Genomic DNA, 17,041 nt, shown 5'->3' on the forward strand with positions numbered 1-17,041 from the left:
TCCTAAGTCCTTGAGCAGTCTAGTTTTTACAGTTTTATCCCCGCCACTGCCTGTGTTTGCCAGTGAGCCAGTCTTGGGTGACTTGCGCTTTGATGTGGCAGTCTTGGTCTTGATGCTTGTCCTGTCGGCAATTTTTTCTGGCTCGGAAACGGCAATTACAGCCCTAGACAACTTAAAACTACGGGCCTTAATCAAGGAGCAGGGGGATCCAACAGGCCTATTCCGCTTGGTCTTGGAAAATCGGACGCGATTTGTGTCCACGTTGCTGGTGGGGAATAATCTCGTCAATAATGTATCGGCCATTTTAGCCGGGAACATTTTTGCTGTTTGGCTGGGGAGTGGTTCCATTGGCCTGGCAACGGGGGTGATTACCCTCCTCACCTTGGTTTTTGGGGAAATTACACCCAAATCCCTGGCGATTACCAATGCGATGGCGATCTTTAAGGTGGTTGTCCGCCCCATTTATTGGCTATCGGTGATTCTCTGGCCGCTAATATTCATCTTGGAGAAAGTGGTTCAAGCCCTGTTACGCCTGCTCCAACCTAATCCGACCCACCAGGGGGAATCCCTCCAGGATCTCCAACTGATGATTGAAATCTTAGGCGGGCGGGGCCAGCTTGATCTCCAAAAACGGCAATTGCTCAATAAAACCCTTGCCCTAGATAAACTCAGTGTCCGCGAGGTGGTTCGGCCGCGCACAGAAATGCAAACTGTTGCCAAAGAAGCCAGCCTTCAAGACCTGATTAGTATTTGCTTAGAAACAGGCTATTCCCGGATTCCTGTCCAAGAGGAGAGCAAAGACACGATCATTGGGGTGATTAATCTCAAACAAGCCCTCAAGGTTTTAGAAAGTCAAGGGAATCAATCTGTTGTCAGTGCTATGGATACCCCAGTCTTTGTCCCGGAAACAAAACGTCTTGCAGATCTACTGAAGGAAATGCTGGTGCAACAACTCCACTTGGCCATTGTTGTGGATGAATATGGAGGAACCGTTGGCCTGGTCACCCTTGAGGACATTTTGGAGGAGTTGGTTGGGGAAATTTATGACGAAACAGATTTACGGGCCTGGTTACGTCCGCGCAGTCGCCGGATGATCCCCAAGCTCTAGGACTGTTCCGGTGACGGAAACCCTGATGAATTTAATGTATAGTCTGTGGACTCAACCGAGGGGCAGCGTGGGTGTGGGTAGAGCCATCGAAGCAGTAGCAGGTTTTGGCAGTTCTTTGGCCCCCTCAATGGACTCTTCCGTGGCTAAGGCATGGCGGAGGGCAGCCACAAACCGACTCACCCGAATCGGATCAACGGGCTGTTCAATTTTGCCTTGCCGTTTCAGAGAACTGGCCACAATTACCCCGTTGGCGAACCGGATCAAGTCCGGAATATTTTCCCAAGTGGCTCCACTGCCAATGAAGACGGGGGTACCTTTGGCAGCATCTATGGAGAGTTCTAGGTCTTCTTGACTAGGCGGGCTGCCGGTGGCCCAACCGGATAAAATCACTCCATCTGCCAGGCCTCGTTGAATGGTATCGGCGACTGCGGTGGTGAGATTGGGGCTACCTAAAGGACGGGCGTGTTTAACTAAAACATCAGCAAAAATTTTAATATCTTGACCTAATTCCCGCCGATAGCGGAGGAGATGGTGGGCTTGTCCTTCAATTAGGCCTTGATCTGTGGCCATCACCCCGGTCAGAACATTGACGCGGATAAACTGGCACCCCGTACAAGCGGCAATGGCCAGGCCACTGTGGGCATCATTTCTCAAAACATTAATTCCCAAGGGGACGGTGACGAGATTTTTCAGCCGTTGGATTACTAAGGTCATCGCACTGACAACGGCTGGATCGACTTGGCTCTTGGTAAAGGGAGCATCAAAGAAGTTTTCGACAATAATGCCATCGACCCCCCCTGCGGCTAAGGCCGTTGCTTCCTGTTCGGCTCGGTCAATCACAACCTTAAGACTGCCGCCCCAACGGGGGGATGTGGGTAAAGGCAGGAGATGGACAACTCCAATAACAGGGCAGGCTGAGGCAAAAAGGGGCTGTAAACTCACAACAGCATTTCGATCAAGCTAAGGTGGACGGCGGCTAAGGCAGACAAGGCAGGAAAAAGAGTTGAGCTAAAAATAGCCTAGGTAATAGTATATCCTGCGGGGGGATTCTCTTTTTATGATGGATTCTGTGGTGGCAGTGGTGGGATTGGGGAGTAATTTGGGAGATTCCCTGAGCCTGGCAAACATGGCGGTTGAAAGCATTGCCACGCTACCTGAAGTGCGCCTAATAGCCTGTTCTCGCTGGTATCGAACTCACCCGGTTGGGCCACCACAGCCGGATTATCTAAATGGCTGTCTGCTGCTGGAAACAACATTATCTGCCCCAGGCCTGTTAACTGCTCTACAAGCGATTGAAACTCAGGCCCAACGTCAGCGGCCGATCCATTGGGGCCCACGGACATTGGATTTAGACTTAATTCTCTATGGCGCTTCAATCATTAACAGTCCAACTCTGACGGTTCCTCATCCCTATTTCCGTGAGCGGGGGTTTGTCTTGATTCCCTTGGTGGAGATTTATCCCCAGGGGCGAGATCCGGTCACAGGTAAAACGATCGCAGCCTTAGCCCAAGAGATTACTCCTGAGGGAATTTCTCTTTGGCCCGTTGCCGATGCTCCCGAAACCAGCCCTGGAGTTGTGCTCGACAGTCTTCTCCCAGAACCCCCCCGATCACCTCCAAGCGATGAAAGGCTGCCGGACTGGTGGGAATATTGATCACGGTTCCCATTGCGCCTGCTTTTGGATCGGTTGTGCCATAGATCAGGGTTTTAATCCGGGCCTGGAGAATCGCCCCAGTGCACATCGGACAGGGTTCGAGGGTGACATAGAGGGTACATTCCGTCAGATACCAAGTTCCGAGGATTTGTCCGGCCTGGCGGAGGGCAATGATTTCGGCATGGGCGGTGGGATCATTGTCTCGTTGGCGGCGATTTGCCCCAGTGCTGACAACTTGACCCTGGCTATCGACAATTACAGCTCCAACTGGAACTTCTCCAAATTCTCCCGCAGCAGCAGCAAGAGTCATGGCCTGGGACATCCAGTATTCATGGGACAGGCCGGGTGGTTCAGGGATGGCAAAAGACATTATGGCAAATGGAGGGGCTTACTCGCTGAAAATCGCAATCTCACATAATCAGCAAACCATTGCCCGAAAACATCACACAAGATGGGTTTTAGGTCTGTGATGACCTCTTCTAAAAAGGTATTTCGCTCAGTTGGCGTAATCAGACTTAGGTAAGGTTGAGCAAATGTTGTGAGCCAGGCCCGCATATCAGTTGGAAGCCGGGTGGGCCGGGGAATCAGCACAATTTGATTAACTGTAAACCCTATGGCAGCTAAGCGATCCTGATACTCCTCAACAGTGGGGAAATACCAGGGATTGATGGCTGCTGGATTAGCCCCCCGCTTTTCTAAAGCCATGTTTAAGGCTGTCTGAATTGTGGCAATATTCCCATGACCACCAAACTCACCAACAAATCTTCCCCCTGGTTTTAAGGCTCGCCAAACCCCATCAATCACCTGATCCGGTTTTTGCATCCAGTGTAGAGCCGCATTACTAAACACTGCATCAAACTCGGCCTGGAAGTTCAGGTGATGACCATTGAGGCAGCGAGCATCTAATCCAATGCCTTGGGCGGCATGAATCAGGTTGGGACTGGAATCAACACCGACTACGTCGCAACCAAACTCCTTTATTTTTGCCCCTAGCACCCCATCGCCACAGCCTAGATCAAGAATCTTTTCCCCAGCTTTTGGTGCCAGCCATTCCACAACCGGCAACCCTAAATCAGTGACAAAACGAGCATTCTGGGCATAGGTGTGGGAATTCCAGGCCTGGGTCATAAGGCATCTCCTCTCAACTTGCTCTCAGTCAAGGCTTCAATCGTAGCAGTTCCTGCCTCTATAGCTTGAATCCGCAACTCGTAGCCGTACAACAACCGCATTGCAGTCAGAGGAATTGTTTCTGATTTATTGATGTAAATCTCGCGATATTGACCATCTCAAACCACAGCTCCCATGTAAACGTCAAATGTGCAAGAAGTCCCATCAGCTAATGTTGGGGTGTCACGACCTGCCCAAATCATGTCCAACGCCGAGATACCATTAGCTGGTAAGGTTCAATAGCCTGAAAACCCCCTATCAATGATCGCCGTTACTAACTGATTCATGGTCTTAGTCTTGATGATAATTGATCAGGTTGGCTCGCAATTTTGAGTCAGCATTTCCTGCATCATTGGAGCATTTCATCTTCTTTAGGATAGCGGGGGGATCAAACGGCGACAGATCTCTCCGATGACTCAGATGTTATCTCTCTATTCTGAGCTAGACCATTACGCCCTGATCACAGATAGCAAAGTCAATAGCCAGCATTACCCTTGCTCATCCTCTAGTTGACGGCTAAAGTTGCTGTGTGACCATTTCTGCCAGGCCAAGGGGATGTATCTCCAGCATCTTTCACTGCGCTACTTTCGGAATTATGTTGAACAACAGGTTAAGTTCCAGGCCCCCAAAATCATTCTAGTGGGTGAAAATGCCCAGGGTAAATCCAACCTCTTAGAAGCGGTGGAGTGGTTGGCTTGCCTTAGTTCCCATCGCACGGGTCGAGATCGGGATTTAATTCAAACCGAGCAACCCCAGGCCCTGATCCAAGCAGAGATGGTGCGTGCCAGTGGCCCCTTAGAGTTGGGGGCTGTTTTACGACAAAGTGGGCGGCGGAGTTTATTGGTGAATGGGGAGTTAGTGCCTCGATCTCTGGACTTTTTGGGACATCTCAATGCCGTGCAATTTTCCAGCTTGGATTTAGACCTGGTGCGGGGGGGGCCAACAGAGCGGCGGGCCTGGTTAGATCGGGTCTTGACCCAACTAGAACCCATTTATGCCCATCTTTGGCAGACCTATCAACACATTCTCCGCCAACGCAATGCCCTCCTGAAACAAGTCCTAAACCAAACCACGGATGCCAGCCAACTGCCCCTCTGGAATCAACAACTGGCGACAGCGGGAGTTCGGTTAATGCGGCGGCGACATCGGCTGATTGAACGGTTAGGGCCCCTGTCCCAGGCCTGGCAGGAGAAAATTAGCGATCATCGGGAACACCTGCAATTGAACTATGGGGCAAATGTAACGGCCCCCACCCAGGCCCCAGAAGACCTCTGGCAAGCCTTTATGGAAAAAATACAAGCTCGGACGTTGGCCGAACAGATCCAAGGCACGACCTTAGTTGGCCCCCATCGGGATGATGTCGAGTTACTGATCAATGGCACCCCAGCCCGACAATATGGCTCCCAGGGACAGCAGCGCACTCTTGTCTTAGCCTTGAAGCTGGCGGAATTGGAGTTAATTGAGGTTGTGATTGGAGAGTCGCCCTTATTACTGTTGGATGATGTCTTAGCGGAACTGGATTTACAACGCCAAAATCAACTTCTAGGGACTATTGAAAATCGCTTCCAAACGATCATCACCACAACTCATTTAGGTGCATTTGACCCGGCCTGGTTAAGTGCTGCCCAAGTGATGACGGTCAAGGCCGGCCGAGTGAATCCAACCCTCCCATAACTCGACCTCAACCCACTACGCTGGGAAGGTGATCACTCCCGATTTAGCCTAGACTAATGCCCTACATTCGCACTCGCCAGCACGTTAATCCCCTCAGTCGCCAGTTTCAAACCCCCATCGAAACTCCGGCCTGGGAGACTGTTTTTGCTCATCCGGATCAGCCCTTGCATTTAGATATTGGTTGTGCACGGGGACGATTTGTTCTGGAGATGGCGGAAATTTGTCCCAACTGGAACTTTATGGGTTTAGAAATTCGGAAAGTCCTCGTGGATGAAGCCAATGGAATCGCCCAGGCCAGAGGTTTAGGGAATTTATCCTATCTATTTGCCAATGCCAATGTTTCCCTGTCCCAGGTTTTTGCTCCTGCCACTGTGGATTTAGTCACAATTCAGTTTCCAGATCCCTGGTTCAAACGCCGCCACCAGAAACGCCGCCTGGTTCAGCCAGAATTGGTCGCCGCCTTGGCCCAAATCATCAAACCCGGTGGTTTTGTCTTTCTGCAATCGGATGTTTTAGAGGTGGCCGTACAAATGCGGGAAACGTTTGCTGAACATTCCCTATTTAAGGTGGGTTGTCCGGCTCGATATGGCCTAGGCGAGATATGTAGTGATTTGGAGCAGGGGCGCTGGCTAGGGGAAAATCCTTTACCTGTGAAAACAGAACGAGAAAAGCGGGTTGAGTTCTATCAGCTACCGATTTACCGTTGCGGTTTCTTGCGCCAAGAGGTTGAGAATTGATTGGGCGGCACGGTGGACGGCTCCCGGTTCTCCAGCCAGGTGCTTGACCCGATCATAGCCCGCCAACATTTGAGCTTTGGTTTGGGGAGTTTGGAGAATATCTAAGCTAGTGGCAGCAATTTTTTCAGGCGTGGCGTTTTCTTGGAGGAGTTCCGGGACAACTGGCTCCATGGCAATTAAATTAGGTGGGGAAACGTAATCTAAATCAAACTTCAAGAACGTCTGATAGAGCCACAGCCCGAAAGGATTGATCCGATAAACCACGACTTGCGGAACATTCATTAAGGCAATTTCTAGGTTGACGGTTCCTGACTTGGCCAGGGTCAAATCCGCAGCGGCCATCAACAACAAGGGATCCTCTAAAATCGGAATGTCCAGGCCAAACTCTGCAACCGTAGCTGCAATTTCATCTCGATACTGAGCCAATGAGAGGGAAAGCCAAAACCGGGCCTGGGGGAGTTGGGCTTGAATAATTTTGACGGCCCTTAGAAATAGAGGCAATAGGGACTTAATTTCTTGATAACGGGAGACTGGAAACAGGACAATGGCCAATTCATCGGCTTTAAGCCCTAACTGTTGCCGGGCCTGGTCACGCTTGGGAGCATTTTTGACCCGATCCACGAGGGGATGCCCGACCCAAGTAATGTTTGCCCCGTGTTTTTTGTAGTACCGTTCTTCTTCGGGAAAGATGGCAATCATCTGATCGCTAATCTCAATCAGCTTTTGAGTTGTTTTTTGGCTATGAGACCAGATCCATTCCTGGGGGGCGATGTAATAGACGGTGGGAACTGAGAGATTTTTGCGGATATATTGGCCCAAGGTTAGATTGGCGGCAATGTAATCAATGTAAATCACTAAGTCCGGGGGATTGGCCTGGAGATATTTTTTGGCTAGAGTTTGAAACTTCAGCGTGGGGGCCACATAGCGCAGGGCCTCGACAAAACCAATGGAACTAATTCGGCGGGTGTCGTAAATAATTTTGGCTCCAGCGGTTGCCATCCGTTGTCCCCCCAGGCCGGTGATCTCCAATTCCCACCCCCGTTGCTGGGCCTGGTCAAAGAGGGCGGCGACTAAGAGACCCCCTTGCAAATCACCAGAAATTTCACCAGTGCTAATGAAAATCTTGAAGTTTTTTGTCATACCCAGCCTGACCTTAAGTGGACTCGCGAGACTCAGAGGGCGTGTTTTTATTCCCTGGAGTTAAGCCGCGCCGACCGGGGGTCTGGGCCTGGTTCAGAAAGCGATTCAGATGACCGAGCGATTCACAGGGTTCTAGGGTCTCTAAACTATTTAAGGCTTTTTCTAAGGGTAAGTCATCGCGATAGATGCGCCGAAAGGCTTGCTTGAGGATAGACATTTCCCGATCATCCAAGCCGGAACGCCTTAAGCCCACCTGATTCAAGGCACGAATCCGGGCCGGATGCCCTTCAACCAACATAAATGGCGGCACATCCCGATCCACCCGCGCCATCGCCCCAATCATGGCCAACCGCCCAATCCGGACAAATTGATGAATGCCTACCATGCCGCCAATCCGCGCCTTCGATTCAATCCAAACATGACCAGCAATGGAACTGGCATTAGTAATCACAACTTGATCTTCAATCACACAGTCATGGGCAATGTGAACGTAGGCCAAAAGCCAATTCCCGTTGCCAATTTGAGTCACTTCCCCAGGCCCATTGGCACAGTTAATCGTCACATATTCCCGAATGCAGTTATCATCCCCAATCCTGACCCCACTGTCGGCCCCGGCATACTTTTGATCCTGGGAAATAGTGCCAATCACCGCTCCTGGAAAGATTTGATTGCGTTGTCCAATTTCTGTCCGCCCCGCCAGAACCACATGGGCCCCAATTTGGGTATCCGCCCCCACTTTCACACCCGCGCCAATCACTGCGTAGGGGCCAACTTGGACAGTTGGGTCAACCTCTGCATCAGGATGAATAACAGCCGTGGGATGAATCAGGGTTTGCATGGGTATCCTAAATTCCCGCAGTGGGGGGGACTTGCTCAGGGGGGAAGGGGGCAATACTCAATCCACTAAGGAAAACATCATCTCTCCTTCACAGGCCAGTTGTCCGTTCACCTCTGCCTTCCCTTGCATTTTGCCAAATCGCTGTTGTTTAATGCAGATCAATTCCGCTGTTAAAATTAATTGATCCCCTGGGGTAACGGGGCGGCGGAACCTTACCTTGTCAATCCCAGCGAACATGGATAATTTACCCTTTAGATCCCCCATTTGCATGAGAATCACGCCACCCACTTGGGCCATGGCTTCGACAATCAACACCCCCGGCATGATCGGTCGCCCCGGAAAATGACCTTGGAAGAAGGGTTCATTCACCGTGACATTTTTGAGGCCAACAGCCCGCGACCCTGGGACATAATCAATAATTCGATCCACCAACAAAAATGGATAGCGATGGGGAAGGAGGGCTTGAATTTCAATTACCGATAAAACCGAGTGATTAGGGTCGGGTTGGGTCGAGGCCTGGGCCGCAGGGGAGGTCAAGGTGGGCATTTTAGGGAGACGGGGTAGAAGGGGGAGTAGCTGCAATGGCCTGGGCTAAACGGGTGTGAAGGGTATGACTCGCTTTGTACGCTACATAATGGGCGACAGGGGGTGTTCCCAACAGGGCTAAATCTCCCCAAAAGTCCAAGATCTTGTGACGGACTGGCTCATTGATAAAGCGCAAGGGAGGATTTACCCAACCAGAATGGCTACAAACCAAAGCATTTTCTAGGCTACCACCTTTGATCAATCCCGCTGCTTGCAGTTGCGCAACTTGTTCGGCCAGGCCAAAGGTACGGGCGGGGGCAATTTCACTGGCCAAATCTCGCACCAGGCAGCTAAACCACTGTTGGCCAATCGCCGCATAGTCGGAAAAATCAATCCCATAGGTGAGGCGAGTTTCTGGGGCCGGTAACGCGAGGGCAAAACTATCTCCGGCCTGGACATAGACCGGCTCTGCGAGAAAGGATTGGACTTTGGGGCCATTTTGCTGAATCAGACCCACAGAACTGAGGGCTGTCAACCAGGCCTGGGCCGAGCCATCCAAAAGGGGGACTTCTGGGCCATCCAAGGCAATAACGAGATTATCCACGCCAGCAATAAGCAACGCCGCTAATAAATGCTCAATCGTCCGGACAGACCCCTGCTCGGTGGCTAATTCTGTCGAAAGTTGGGTAGCTCTCACAAACTCTATCTGGGCGGGAATCATGGGGCCATCCCCTAAGTCTATCCGCCTAAATTGTCGCCCTTGATCCACCGCGGCGGGTTGCAATTCCACCCTCACCTCCAGGCCGGAATGGAGTCCTACGCCCGTAATCGTGATGGCCTGGGCCAGGGTTTTTTGGGCTGGAAACAGTTGTCCGTGAGCAGGAACCGCAAACGTGATCCCAGGTAAAGAAGTTTCAGGCATTGATTTTAGAAACGCTCCCCAATTCCAAAGCTGATGGCACTCCCACCTTGGTTATTAAAGCCAAAATCAATCCGAATATTACCGAGGGGGGTATTCACCCGTACCCCTGCCCCATAGCCCAGGCCTTCCCCTGGTTTGCCGCGGACGACCCCTGGAATCCCAAATACGGCACTTTGTGAGTCAAGGGTTGTAGCTGCATCAACAAAGAGCGCGCCGCCAACAATACTAACAATGGGGAAACGATACTCCAAAGTCCCTTGGATAAAACTGCGTCCACTGCCCAATTCTCCTTCACCCCAACCCCGGACTGAGTTCACACCACCCAAGGTAAAGGACTCATAGGGAGGTAAATCGCCCACCACCGTCCCGGCCTGGAGGTTAATGGCAATGGTTTGGGGGCCATCAAAGCGGAGGAACTTCACCGGAATGAAATAGCTGTAACTGCCCCGAAACTTACTCATAAAAATACTGCCGGAGCCAACCGGAATGGATTGTTCCAGGCCAACTCGGATTACTGAGCCACTGGTTGGCCGGAGAGGGTCATCGCGTAAATCCCGTAAAATCGCCGCCTGTACTGTTAATAGGTCATCCACCCCCGTACAACTAAAGGTCAAGCAGTCCCCTAGCTCATCGGTGGAGACAATGGCCAATGAGGCATCTCGGGAGGAGACGTTTTGATACTGCAAGCCAAGAGAACCCGTCCAGGCCTTGGGCATTAGATCGGGGTCTGTGGTAAACGGCCGGGTAAAGAAGATACTGGCCCCCAGGCGGTTAATCCGAACCCAGTCTCCATTCGCTAAGGTGACTTCTGTGGGGCCACCGGTAAACACATAGGGCACGGTCAAGCGGTTAAAGATATTCGCTGTATAGGATGTCCGATAGGGGTCTCCCTTAATCCAGGGATCCGTAAAGCCAATGTCAAAGAGAATGTCCCCCTGAGTCCCGGCCTGGATTTCCGAATTAAACTTATAATTACGTCCAAAAAGATTATTTTGCTGAAAACTGATTGTCCCAAACAAACCCGCCGCAGAACTATACCCAGCCCCAGCGGAAATACTGCCTGTGTTTCGCTCTTTGATGTTTAGGACCATGACCACCTTACGGGGATCTTCCCCAGGATCCAGGCTGACCTTGACATCCTCAAACAGGTTTAAGTCAAACAGGCTCTTCAGATCTTTTTGAACCGTATCTTGATTCAGAACACTGCCAGGTTCGGTGCGTAGTTCCCGGAGAATGACAAAGTCTTGAGTATTTTGCTTGGTCGGTTCGTCTTCTTTGTTGAGGAACTTGAGACTAATTTTCTCGACTACCCCTTCCGCCACTTGCAACGTCACCACCCCATCCGGATCCACTTGCGGCGTACCCACGACTTGGCCAAGGATATAGCCGTTATCCTGGTAGAACTTGTTGATTTGCTCAATGCCTTCTTGAATTTGGCGCAGGTTAATATTCTTGCCCACTTGGGGAGCAAAGATTTCCGTTACTTTCTCCTGCTTAAGAATTTGATTGCCGGCCACTTGCACACCCCGTAGGACTGGATAGGGTTGAACCACAAAGGTGACCCGTACCCCCAAGGGTGTATCTGAGGGATCGACTTTGACATCGGCAAAAAAGCCGGTACTAAAAATGGCGTTGGCATCCTGTTGCAGTTGCGTCCGAGTTGCAGTTCCTCCAGGCCGGGTTGAAATCACTTGATAGACTAATTGCTCCAATTCTGGCGTTTTCGCCCCTTGGACAACCACCTCAGCAATTAAAACCCGCGGTTCATCAGGGGCAGGGGGTTGGGTGGTCGTTGGGGGGGGTGAAGCGGGAGGTGGGGAGGTAGTTGGGGCAGGCGGCGTTGCGTCAGAGGGAGTTGGGACTGCTGGGGATGAGGCGGCAGGGGGGGCAGGGGTTTCTGTAGTGGTGGGGGCAGACGGAGGGGCTGGGGCCTGGGCAATCGGGAACGGGGCTAGGGGTGGCGGTAAACGGGTCTCAAATGGAGTTTCTGCCGAACCGGGCTGGGCCGGGGTCATCCCTGGGGAACTCAAAGACGGATTATCCCCCCCCTGTCCAAACTCAACCGGATTGGCAACAAGTGCAGAGTTAAGAGGGGAAATATCCGGTTCTGCTTGGGCCGATAACGCCGGAACCAGCCACCCCCAGGCCAAGACTGTTGGGAGAGCTAAAAGTCCTGAGAAGCCAGACGCACGGCTGAGGAGTAAAAATAGTTTTTCTGTCACGCGGCACACCACACACTAAGAGGTAATAATACCCAGCCATCGGGACGTATTTTACCGCATCCCAGTTCCATGACAAGGAAAGTAACTTGATTAAGATAGGTTTTTAACTTACCCCCAATCGTCCCACAAGTCGAATTTATCTGCCGATGATCACCACCATGAGCCTTTGTGACCCTGACTCGGCCGCCAAAAATGGGCCAGATCAGGTATCTTTACCTTGAGGCTTACGCCTGGGCAGCGGCCCCTATGCACTGATTTTTGATTCCTTCTCCAGTGCTAGCTTGTTGATGGCCCGCCCATGTTCTCAGCCCCCCATCGGGTTTAAACCTGCCCTATGCCCCGTTTTCTCCATCTGGCCGATGTTCATCTGGGATTTGACAAGTACAACAATCCAGAGCGGACGTTAGATTTTTTCTTTGCCTTTCAGGATGCGGTGATCCGTTATGGCCTGGAGGCACAGGTGGACTTTGTGGTGATCGCCGGGGATTTATTTGAGCAACGGCAAATTCTTCCCGCCACCTTAAACCAGGCCCAAGTGGTTCTCAATCAACTCAAAGCAGCTAATATTCCCGTGCTGGCCATTGAGGGCAACCATGACTATCGCCCCTACGGCACAAAAACCAGTTGGCTGAAATATCTCTCGGATTTGGGATTACTCTATTTGCTGGAGCCAGACGAGAATGAAACCCTCCAGGCCTGGGATGAATCGGCCAGAACCGGGGGGTATCTGGATCTGGCCTGCGGGGTGCGGGTGATTGGCTCCCGTTGGTATGGGGCGGCTGCGGTAACGGCCATCGAAACTTTAGCGGCCCAAATTCACCAACTTCCGTCCGGCCCCACGACTACAGTGATGTTGTTTCACCAAGGCCTGGAAGGACAAATCGCCCGTTATGCCGGAGCCTTACGCTATCAAGACCTGCTGCCCCTGAAAAATGCGGGTGTGGATTACTTGGCCCTTGGGCATATTCACCGCAACTATAGCTACGAGAATTGGATTTTCAATCCGGGTTCTGTAGAAGCTAACTCCATTGCAGAAAGCCAAGCTCAAACCCCACGGGGAGTTTATCTAGTTGAATTGAAGCGGGGCAAAATTAACGCCCAACTCCAACGAGACTACCAGCAACGGCCCATCCTGCGGCTGCACTTGGAGGTCATGCCAGACCAACTGCCAAAGCAGATTGAAGCAGCAGCCCAAGCATTAGTTCTGTCCCACTCATCAGCAACGCCTGCGGCCATTGTCGAACTACGCATCACGGGTCAAATTGGCTTTGAGCGATCGGAACTCGATGTCCGTCAATTGCGAGATGAATTACACGCCAAGAGCCAAGCTTTAATTTTCCTACTCAAATATGATGTAACCATCACCACCTACGAAACCGCCTTTTACGGCCCAGAACTACCCAGTCGCTTGGAGATTGAACAGACTGTTTTTACGGATTTACTCGCTGCCCAGGCCCCCTATCGAGACGTGGCGACAACCTTGGCTAGCGGATTAGCCGATTTAAAAGCGCGGGTTTTGCAGCAGGATGCCCCCGAAGAGCAGTATGACTATGTTGCGGCTCTGCTAGCAGGGGTAGGCTTGCTTGGGGACACCGGGAGCACGTTCTAAACTATGGCTGCGGGTAAACCTCCTAAACAACGCTTAGACCTGCTGATTGTCCAGCGCCAACTGAGTCTAGACCCTAGCGGCCCCCTCTCCCGCCAACAGGCCCAGCGGCTGATCCAGGCCGGTCAGGTCAGCGTCAACCAGGAGATCATTGATAAGCCCAGTACCCTCATTTCTCCCCAAGCCGAGATTGAGATCAAGCAACGCCCACCCTATGTGTCTCGTGGCGGGGAAAAACTGGCCGGAGCCTTGAAAAAATTCCCCATTGCTGTAGCCGGGCGGATCTGTCTGGATGCTGGCATTTCCACGGGGGGATTTAGTGATTGTCTGTTCCAGGCCGGGGCAAGTCGGATCTATGGGATTGATGTTGGCTACGGACAAGTAGATTGGGGACTCCGGCAAAACCCCCACCTCATTCTCAAAGAACGGACTAACATTCGTTATCTGATACCAAGTGATCTTTACAAACCTGATGATCCCCGGCCGGACTTGGCGGTTGCTGATGTCTCATTTATTTCCCTAACGAAGATCTTGCCCGCCCTTGTAAATCTGTTAATTGCCCCCAAAGAACTGCTACTGCTCGTCAAGCCCCAATTTGAGGTGGGTCGGGAACTGGTGGGTAAAAATGGCGTGGTCAAAGATGCCAAAGCCCAGGCCCAGGCGATTCAAAAAGTCCTAGAGGCGGCTGAACATCTCGGTTGGCTGCCCCAAGGCTTAACCCCTTCCCCGTTGCTGGGGCCGGCCGGTAATCGCGAATTTTTCCTGTGGTTAAATACATACGCTCCTCAGCATCCCCTCACCCTTGCCCAGATTCAAGAGATTTGTCACCAAAATTCTTAGGAGACCCAGATCAAAGTTGAACCTTATGCCGCTGCTGGCTTTTCCCAAACCACTGAATAACGCCAAAACAAATGTTGTCTGACTTTTACTATCCTCAATGAGCTTATGTAAATTTGTTGTGCTTGCGAAATAGTAAGGTACTTGTCTGTGCAGAGATGCTCTTTCATTGCTGCTGTTGCTTCAGGTGATTGCCGGATATGACTATTCTTGAGTACCTGAAATAGCCAATTGAGAGGAACTGCAACAAAATCGCTTAACTGATCTCGCCAACTTTCATGTTCTAACAAATCTAAGATTATCAATCTGCCACCCGGTTTCAAAACAGCTTTCAGATTAGGGAGTAACCTTTCAACTGGCAGATGATGAAGGGTGGTAATAGATATAATCGCATCAAATTGTTCGGCTCCTGGCTCCCATTGCAAGACATCAGCAACTTGAAAATCAAGATTTGAAAACCGTCTTGAACGCTGCTGGGCAACCTGGATCATGTTCGGAGATAGGTCGATTGCAATAACCCTTTCAAAATGTTTTGCCAGAAGACGCGAAAATTCTCCTGTTCCACAACCAATATCAAGCGCAACTTGACGTTGAGAGGGTAACTGCTTAAGGAGGAAACGGTGATAGTGATTATTGTGATCCCATCCCTCCTGATCATGCAGAGCAAGGCAATCGAAGTCATTCCGTATTTTCTGCGTCAGACTCTTGTCCATGTTGATTCAATATTCGACATCTCAGGACTGAATGATAGCCCCGCTGATAGCCTCAATAGCATAATTTTGAACACCAGCAACTCAGGGGCAAAACTCTTCCCCGCCGAGGACGTGGGGCATAATAATACGAATCACGTTGCTTAGTACCCCGTAGCAGCCGGATCAACCAAGGTTGAGAAATTAACCCGCGTCACTTTCGTTGTCCAGGCCCCATCGGGATATAACCAGACCTGCCGAAATCCTGGCCCCACTGGCTCCAAGCCAAAGTCTTGACTTGCTGGTAAAAACTGAATGCAGGTCGAAGGTGTACCAAGATAGGTGATCCCTTGTCGCTCCTGCTGAAACTCCTGATGAATATGTCCAAACAGGACTAACTTTACTTGGGGAAAGGCCTCTAGGACTGCAAACAAATCTTCGGGGTTATCCAGACGACTGCCATCTAACCATTGGGAACCAACCCGGAAGGGAGGATGATGGAGGGCAACCAAGGTGGGTGAATTTGGCGACCTCTGGAGTTGCTGAGTTAAATTTGCTAGGGTTTCCTCGCTCAAGTGACCGTGAACATGGCCAGGTAGATGGGAACTCAATAAAATAAATTGCCAACCCCTGGCCTGGAATGCTTTGGTGGCATTGAAGGGGGGATGATTTAGTTCCCTCACCATCAACTCTGGCTGATCATGATTCCCCGGCAGCCAATAAATTGGAGTCGTTAAAGAGGCGGTCAAGGAGCGCAGATATTGATAGGTTTTAGCTTGGTGATCTTGGGCTAAATCCCCCGTCAGCATTAAAATCTCAGGCGAGGGATCTAGGGCCTGGACAGCTGTCAGTACCGATTGGAAAGAATCAGCCGTAACCAAGCCCAAAAGTTTTCCAGTGGGTTCGGCAAACAAATGGGTGTCAGTGACTTGCACCAGATGTAGGGCGCGAACCATCTCCAGTCCAGCCTCACTTGACCCCTAAGAGTTCCACATCAAACACCAAGGTAGAGTTTGCCGGAATGACCCCCCCCACAGCCCGAGAGCCATAGGCTAAGTTTGCTGGAATGATCAGTTCGCGGCGGCCCCCAACCCGCATGGTGCCGACCCCTTCATCCCAACCCTTAATTACTTGTCCCACGCCAATGGTGAACTGAAATGGCTGTCCCCGATCCCGTGAGCTATCAAAGGTTTTGCCATTGGTCAGGGTACCGGTATAGTCCACTACGACAACTTGCCCTTTCTTGGGTTCAACCCCTGTGCCGACTTTAATATCGCGATATTTCAAGCCTGAGGGTGTGGTCGTGTAATCAGCGTCAGAAGATTGAGTCATAGGTTGGGTGGGGAAAGAAGGAGCTTGGGCTAGGAGCGGAGTCGGATCGGTAGAGATGGTTGTACTGGTGGGTTGTCCCTGATCCAGGGGATTCGCATTAACTGGCCCCGTGGGTGTCACCAGTTGAGCAATCACAATAACTAGGGCACAAACAACGACGACCGCTAGACTGATTATAATATTTCGCACAGAAAACTCCCCGACAGTTTTGCAAATGATTCGATTGAATTGATCCTAGCCTGTCAATTGCTTCCCCTACTGCCACAAGCGATTTTCTAAATCCCGTAACCGTCGCTCTAAGCGATCAATCCGGCCCCGTAATTCATCCATTTCCGTTTGCTGGGGAACGCCTAATTCTTCCAAAAACTGCTGAAATTGCCGCTGCAAGCCCCCTTCAATCCCTGAGGCATCGGATTTGAGATGATTCACAATATCATCAATCATGGCTTTGGCCTGGTCGGGTTTGAGACGGCCTTCCTGTACCCACTGATCGGTCATCCCCCGGACTTTTTCGGTAATGAGTGACGTTGTCCCGACCCCAATTAGGAGGAGTTGCTGAAGTAAATTACTGTTGTCCATTGCAGCTCGGC

General features: G+C 51.2%; 17 protein-coding genes and 1 pseudogene. 6 read left to right on the forward strand and 12 right to left on the reverse strand.

Annotation, left to right across the window (positions count from 1 at the left end; translation table 11 throughout):
- Window positions 1-10: 10 nt before the first annotated feature.
- Window positions 11-1,108: a hemolysin family protein gene (locus tag SYN6312_RS01770; protein WP_253276397.1), complete on the forward strand. Its 1,098-nt coding sequence runs from the start codon at window positions 11-13 to the stop codon at window positions 1,106-1,108.
- Window positions 1,109-1,159: 51 nt separating this feature from the next.
- Here SYN6312_RS01770 and btpA read toward each other — a convergent pair whose 3' ends face one another.
- Window positions 1,160-2,050: a photosystem I biogenesis protein BtpA gene (gene btpA, locus SYN6312_RS01775; RefSeq protein ID WP_015123143.1), complete on the reverse strand. Its 891-nt coding sequence runs from the start codon at window positions 2,048-2,050 to the stop codon at window positions 1,160-1,162.
- A 118-nt stretch (window positions 2,051-2,168) separates the two neighbouring features.
- Here btpA and folK point away from each other — a divergent pair.
- Window positions 2,169-2,558, forward strand: a pseudogene (gene folK / locus SYN6312_RS20485) (2-amino-4-hydroxy-6-hydroxymethyldihydropteridine diphosphokinase); the annotation flags it as partial.
- Between the two features lie 64 nt (window positions 2,559-2,622).
- Here folK and tadA read toward each other — a convergent pair.
- Together tadA and SYN6312_RS01785 are read right to left on the reverse strand one after the other, a co-directional pair.
- Window positions 2,623-3,132 carry a tRNA adenosine(34) deaminase TadA gene (tadA, locus tag SYN6312_RS01780; protein ID WP_015123145.1) on the reverse strand — a complete coding sequence of 170 codons (510 nt, stop codon included), beginning with the start codon at window positions 3,130-3,132 and terminating at the stop codon, window positions 2,623-2,625.
- Window positions 3,132-3,890, reverse strand: a complete 759-nt coding sequence (locus tag SYN6312_RS01785) for a methyltransferase domain-containing protein (protein WP_015123146.1) — start codon at window positions 3,888-3,890, stop codon at window positions 3,132-3,134. Before SYN6312_RS01785 ends, tadA begins: the two co-directional genes overlap by 1 nt.
- 594 nt (window positions 3,891-4,484) lie before the next feature.
- On the opposite strand from SYN6312_RS01785, the gene recF reads away from it, so the two are divergent.
- Window positions 4,485-5,603 (forward strand): DNA replication/repair protein RecF, encoded by a 1,119-nt coding sequence (recF, locus tag SYN6312_RS01790; RefSeq protein ID WP_015123147.1) that lies wholly within the window; start codon window positions 4,485-4,487, stop codon window positions 5,601-5,603.
- A gap of 56 nt (window positions 5,604-5,659) precedes the next feature.
- Window positions 5,660-6,340 carry a tRNA (guanosine(46)-N7)-methyltransferase TrmB gene (trmB, locus tag SYN6312_RS01795; protein WP_015123148.1) on the forward strand — a complete coding sequence of 227 codons (681 nt, stop codon included), beginning with the start codon at window positions 5,660-5,662 and terminating at the stop codon, window positions 6,338-6,340.
- Here the strand turns inward: trmB and lpxB are convergent.
- Genes lpxB through SYN6312_RS01820 form a run of 5 tightly spaced genes read right to left on the reverse strand, consistent with a single transcriptional unit; the run spans window position 6,293 to window position 11,987 of the window.
- Window positions 6,293-7,480, reverse strand: coding sequence for a lipid-A-disaccharide synthase (gene lpxB / locus SYN6312_RS01800; protein WP_015123149.1), 1,188 nt, complete (start codon window positions 7,478-7,480; stop codon window positions 6,293-6,295). The genes trmB and lpxB overlap by 48 nt on opposite strands.
- A 13-nt stretch (window positions 7,481-7,493) precedes the next feature.
- Entirely contained in the window at window positions 7,494-8,318 is an 825-nt protein-coding gene (gene lpxA / locus SYN6312_RS01805; protein WP_015123150.1) for an acyl-ACP--UDP-N-acetylglucosamine O-acyltransferase, read from the reverse strand.
- 57 nt (window positions 8,319-8,375) lie between these two features.
- The gene (gene fabZ, locus SYN6312_RS01810) at window positions 8,376-8,864 is read right to left on the reverse strand and encodes a 3-hydroxyacyl-ACP dehydratase FabZ (protein WP_015123151.1); all 489 of its coding nucleotides are present in this window, start codon (window positions 8,862-8,864) and stop codon (window positions 8,376-8,378) included.
- Window position 8,865: 1 nt separating this feature from the next.
- Window positions 8,866-9,765: a UDP-3-O-acyl-N-acetylglucosamine deacetylase gene (gene lpxC, locus SYN6312_RS01815; RefSeq protein ID WP_015123152.1), complete on the reverse strand. Its 900-nt coding sequence runs from the start codon at window positions 9,763-9,765 to the stop codon at window positions 8,866-8,868.
- 5 nt (window positions 9,766-9,770) lie between these two features.
- Window positions 9,771-11,987, reverse strand: coding sequence for a BamA/TamA family outer membrane protein (locus SYN6312_RS01820; RefSeq protein ID WP_015123153.1), 2,217 nt, complete (start codon window positions 11,985-11,987; stop codon window positions 9,771-9,773).
- A gap of 334 nt (window positions 11,988-12,321) precedes the next feature.
- Here SYN6312_RS01820 and SYN6312_RS01825 point away from each other — a divergent pair, with 334 nt between their 5' ends.
- Window positions 12,322-13,596 (forward strand): DNA repair exonuclease, encoded by a 1,275-nt coding sequence (locus SYN6312_RS01825; protein WP_015123154.1) that lies wholly within the window; start codon window positions 12,322-12,324, stop codon window positions 13,594-13,596.
- 3 nt (window positions 13,597-13,599) lie between these two features.
- A complete protein-coding gene (locus SYN6312_RS01830; RefSeq protein ID WP_015123155.1) occupies window positions 13,600-14,433 on the forward strand; it encodes a TlyA family RNA methyltransferase in 834 nt (277 codons plus the stop codon).
- Between the two features lie 23 nt (window positions 14,434-14,456).
- On the opposite strand, the gene SYN6312_RS01835 is transcribed toward SYN6312_RS01830, so the two are convergent.
- The 4 genes from SYN6312_RS01835 to SYN6312_RS01850 form a co-directional block, all read right to left on the reverse strand.
- Window positions 14,457-15,143: a bifunctional 2-polyprenyl-6-hydroxyphenol methylase/3-demethylubiquinol 3-O-methyltransferase UbiG gene (locus SYN6312_RS01835; protein WP_015123156.1), complete on the reverse strand. Its 687-nt coding sequence runs from the start codon at window positions 15,141-15,143 to the stop codon at window positions 14,457-14,459.
- A 140-nt stretch (window positions 15,144-15,283) separates the two neighbouring features.
- Window positions 15,284-16,075, reverse strand: coding sequence for a 3',5'-cyclic-AMP phosphodiesterase (gene cpdA / locus SYN6312_RS01840; RefSeq protein ID WP_015123157.1), 792 nt, complete (start codon window positions 16,073-16,075; stop codon window positions 15,284-15,286).
- 13 nt (window positions 16,076-16,088) lie between these two features.
- Window positions 16,089-16,640 carry an FKBP-type peptidyl-prolyl cis-trans isomerase gene (locus SYN6312_RS01845; RefSeq protein WP_015123158.1) on the reverse strand — a complete coding sequence of 184 codons (552 nt, stop codon included), beginning with the start codon at window positions 16,638-16,640 and terminating at the stop codon, window positions 16,089-16,091.
- Between the two features lie 66 nt (window positions 16,641-16,706).
- Window positions 16,707-17,030, reverse strand: coding sequence for a phasin family protein (locus SYN6312_RS01850; protein ID WP_015123159.1), 324 nt, complete (start codon window positions 17,028-17,030; stop codon window positions 16,707-16,709).
- Window positions 17,031-17,041 lie beyond the last annotated feature (11 nt).

The sequence above is a fragment of the Synechococcus sp. PCC 6312 genome (assembly GCF_000316685.1).
Classification (GTDB): domain Bacteria; phylum Cyanobacteriota; class Cyanobacteriia; order Thermosynechococcales; family Thermosynechococcaceae; genus Pseudocalidococcus.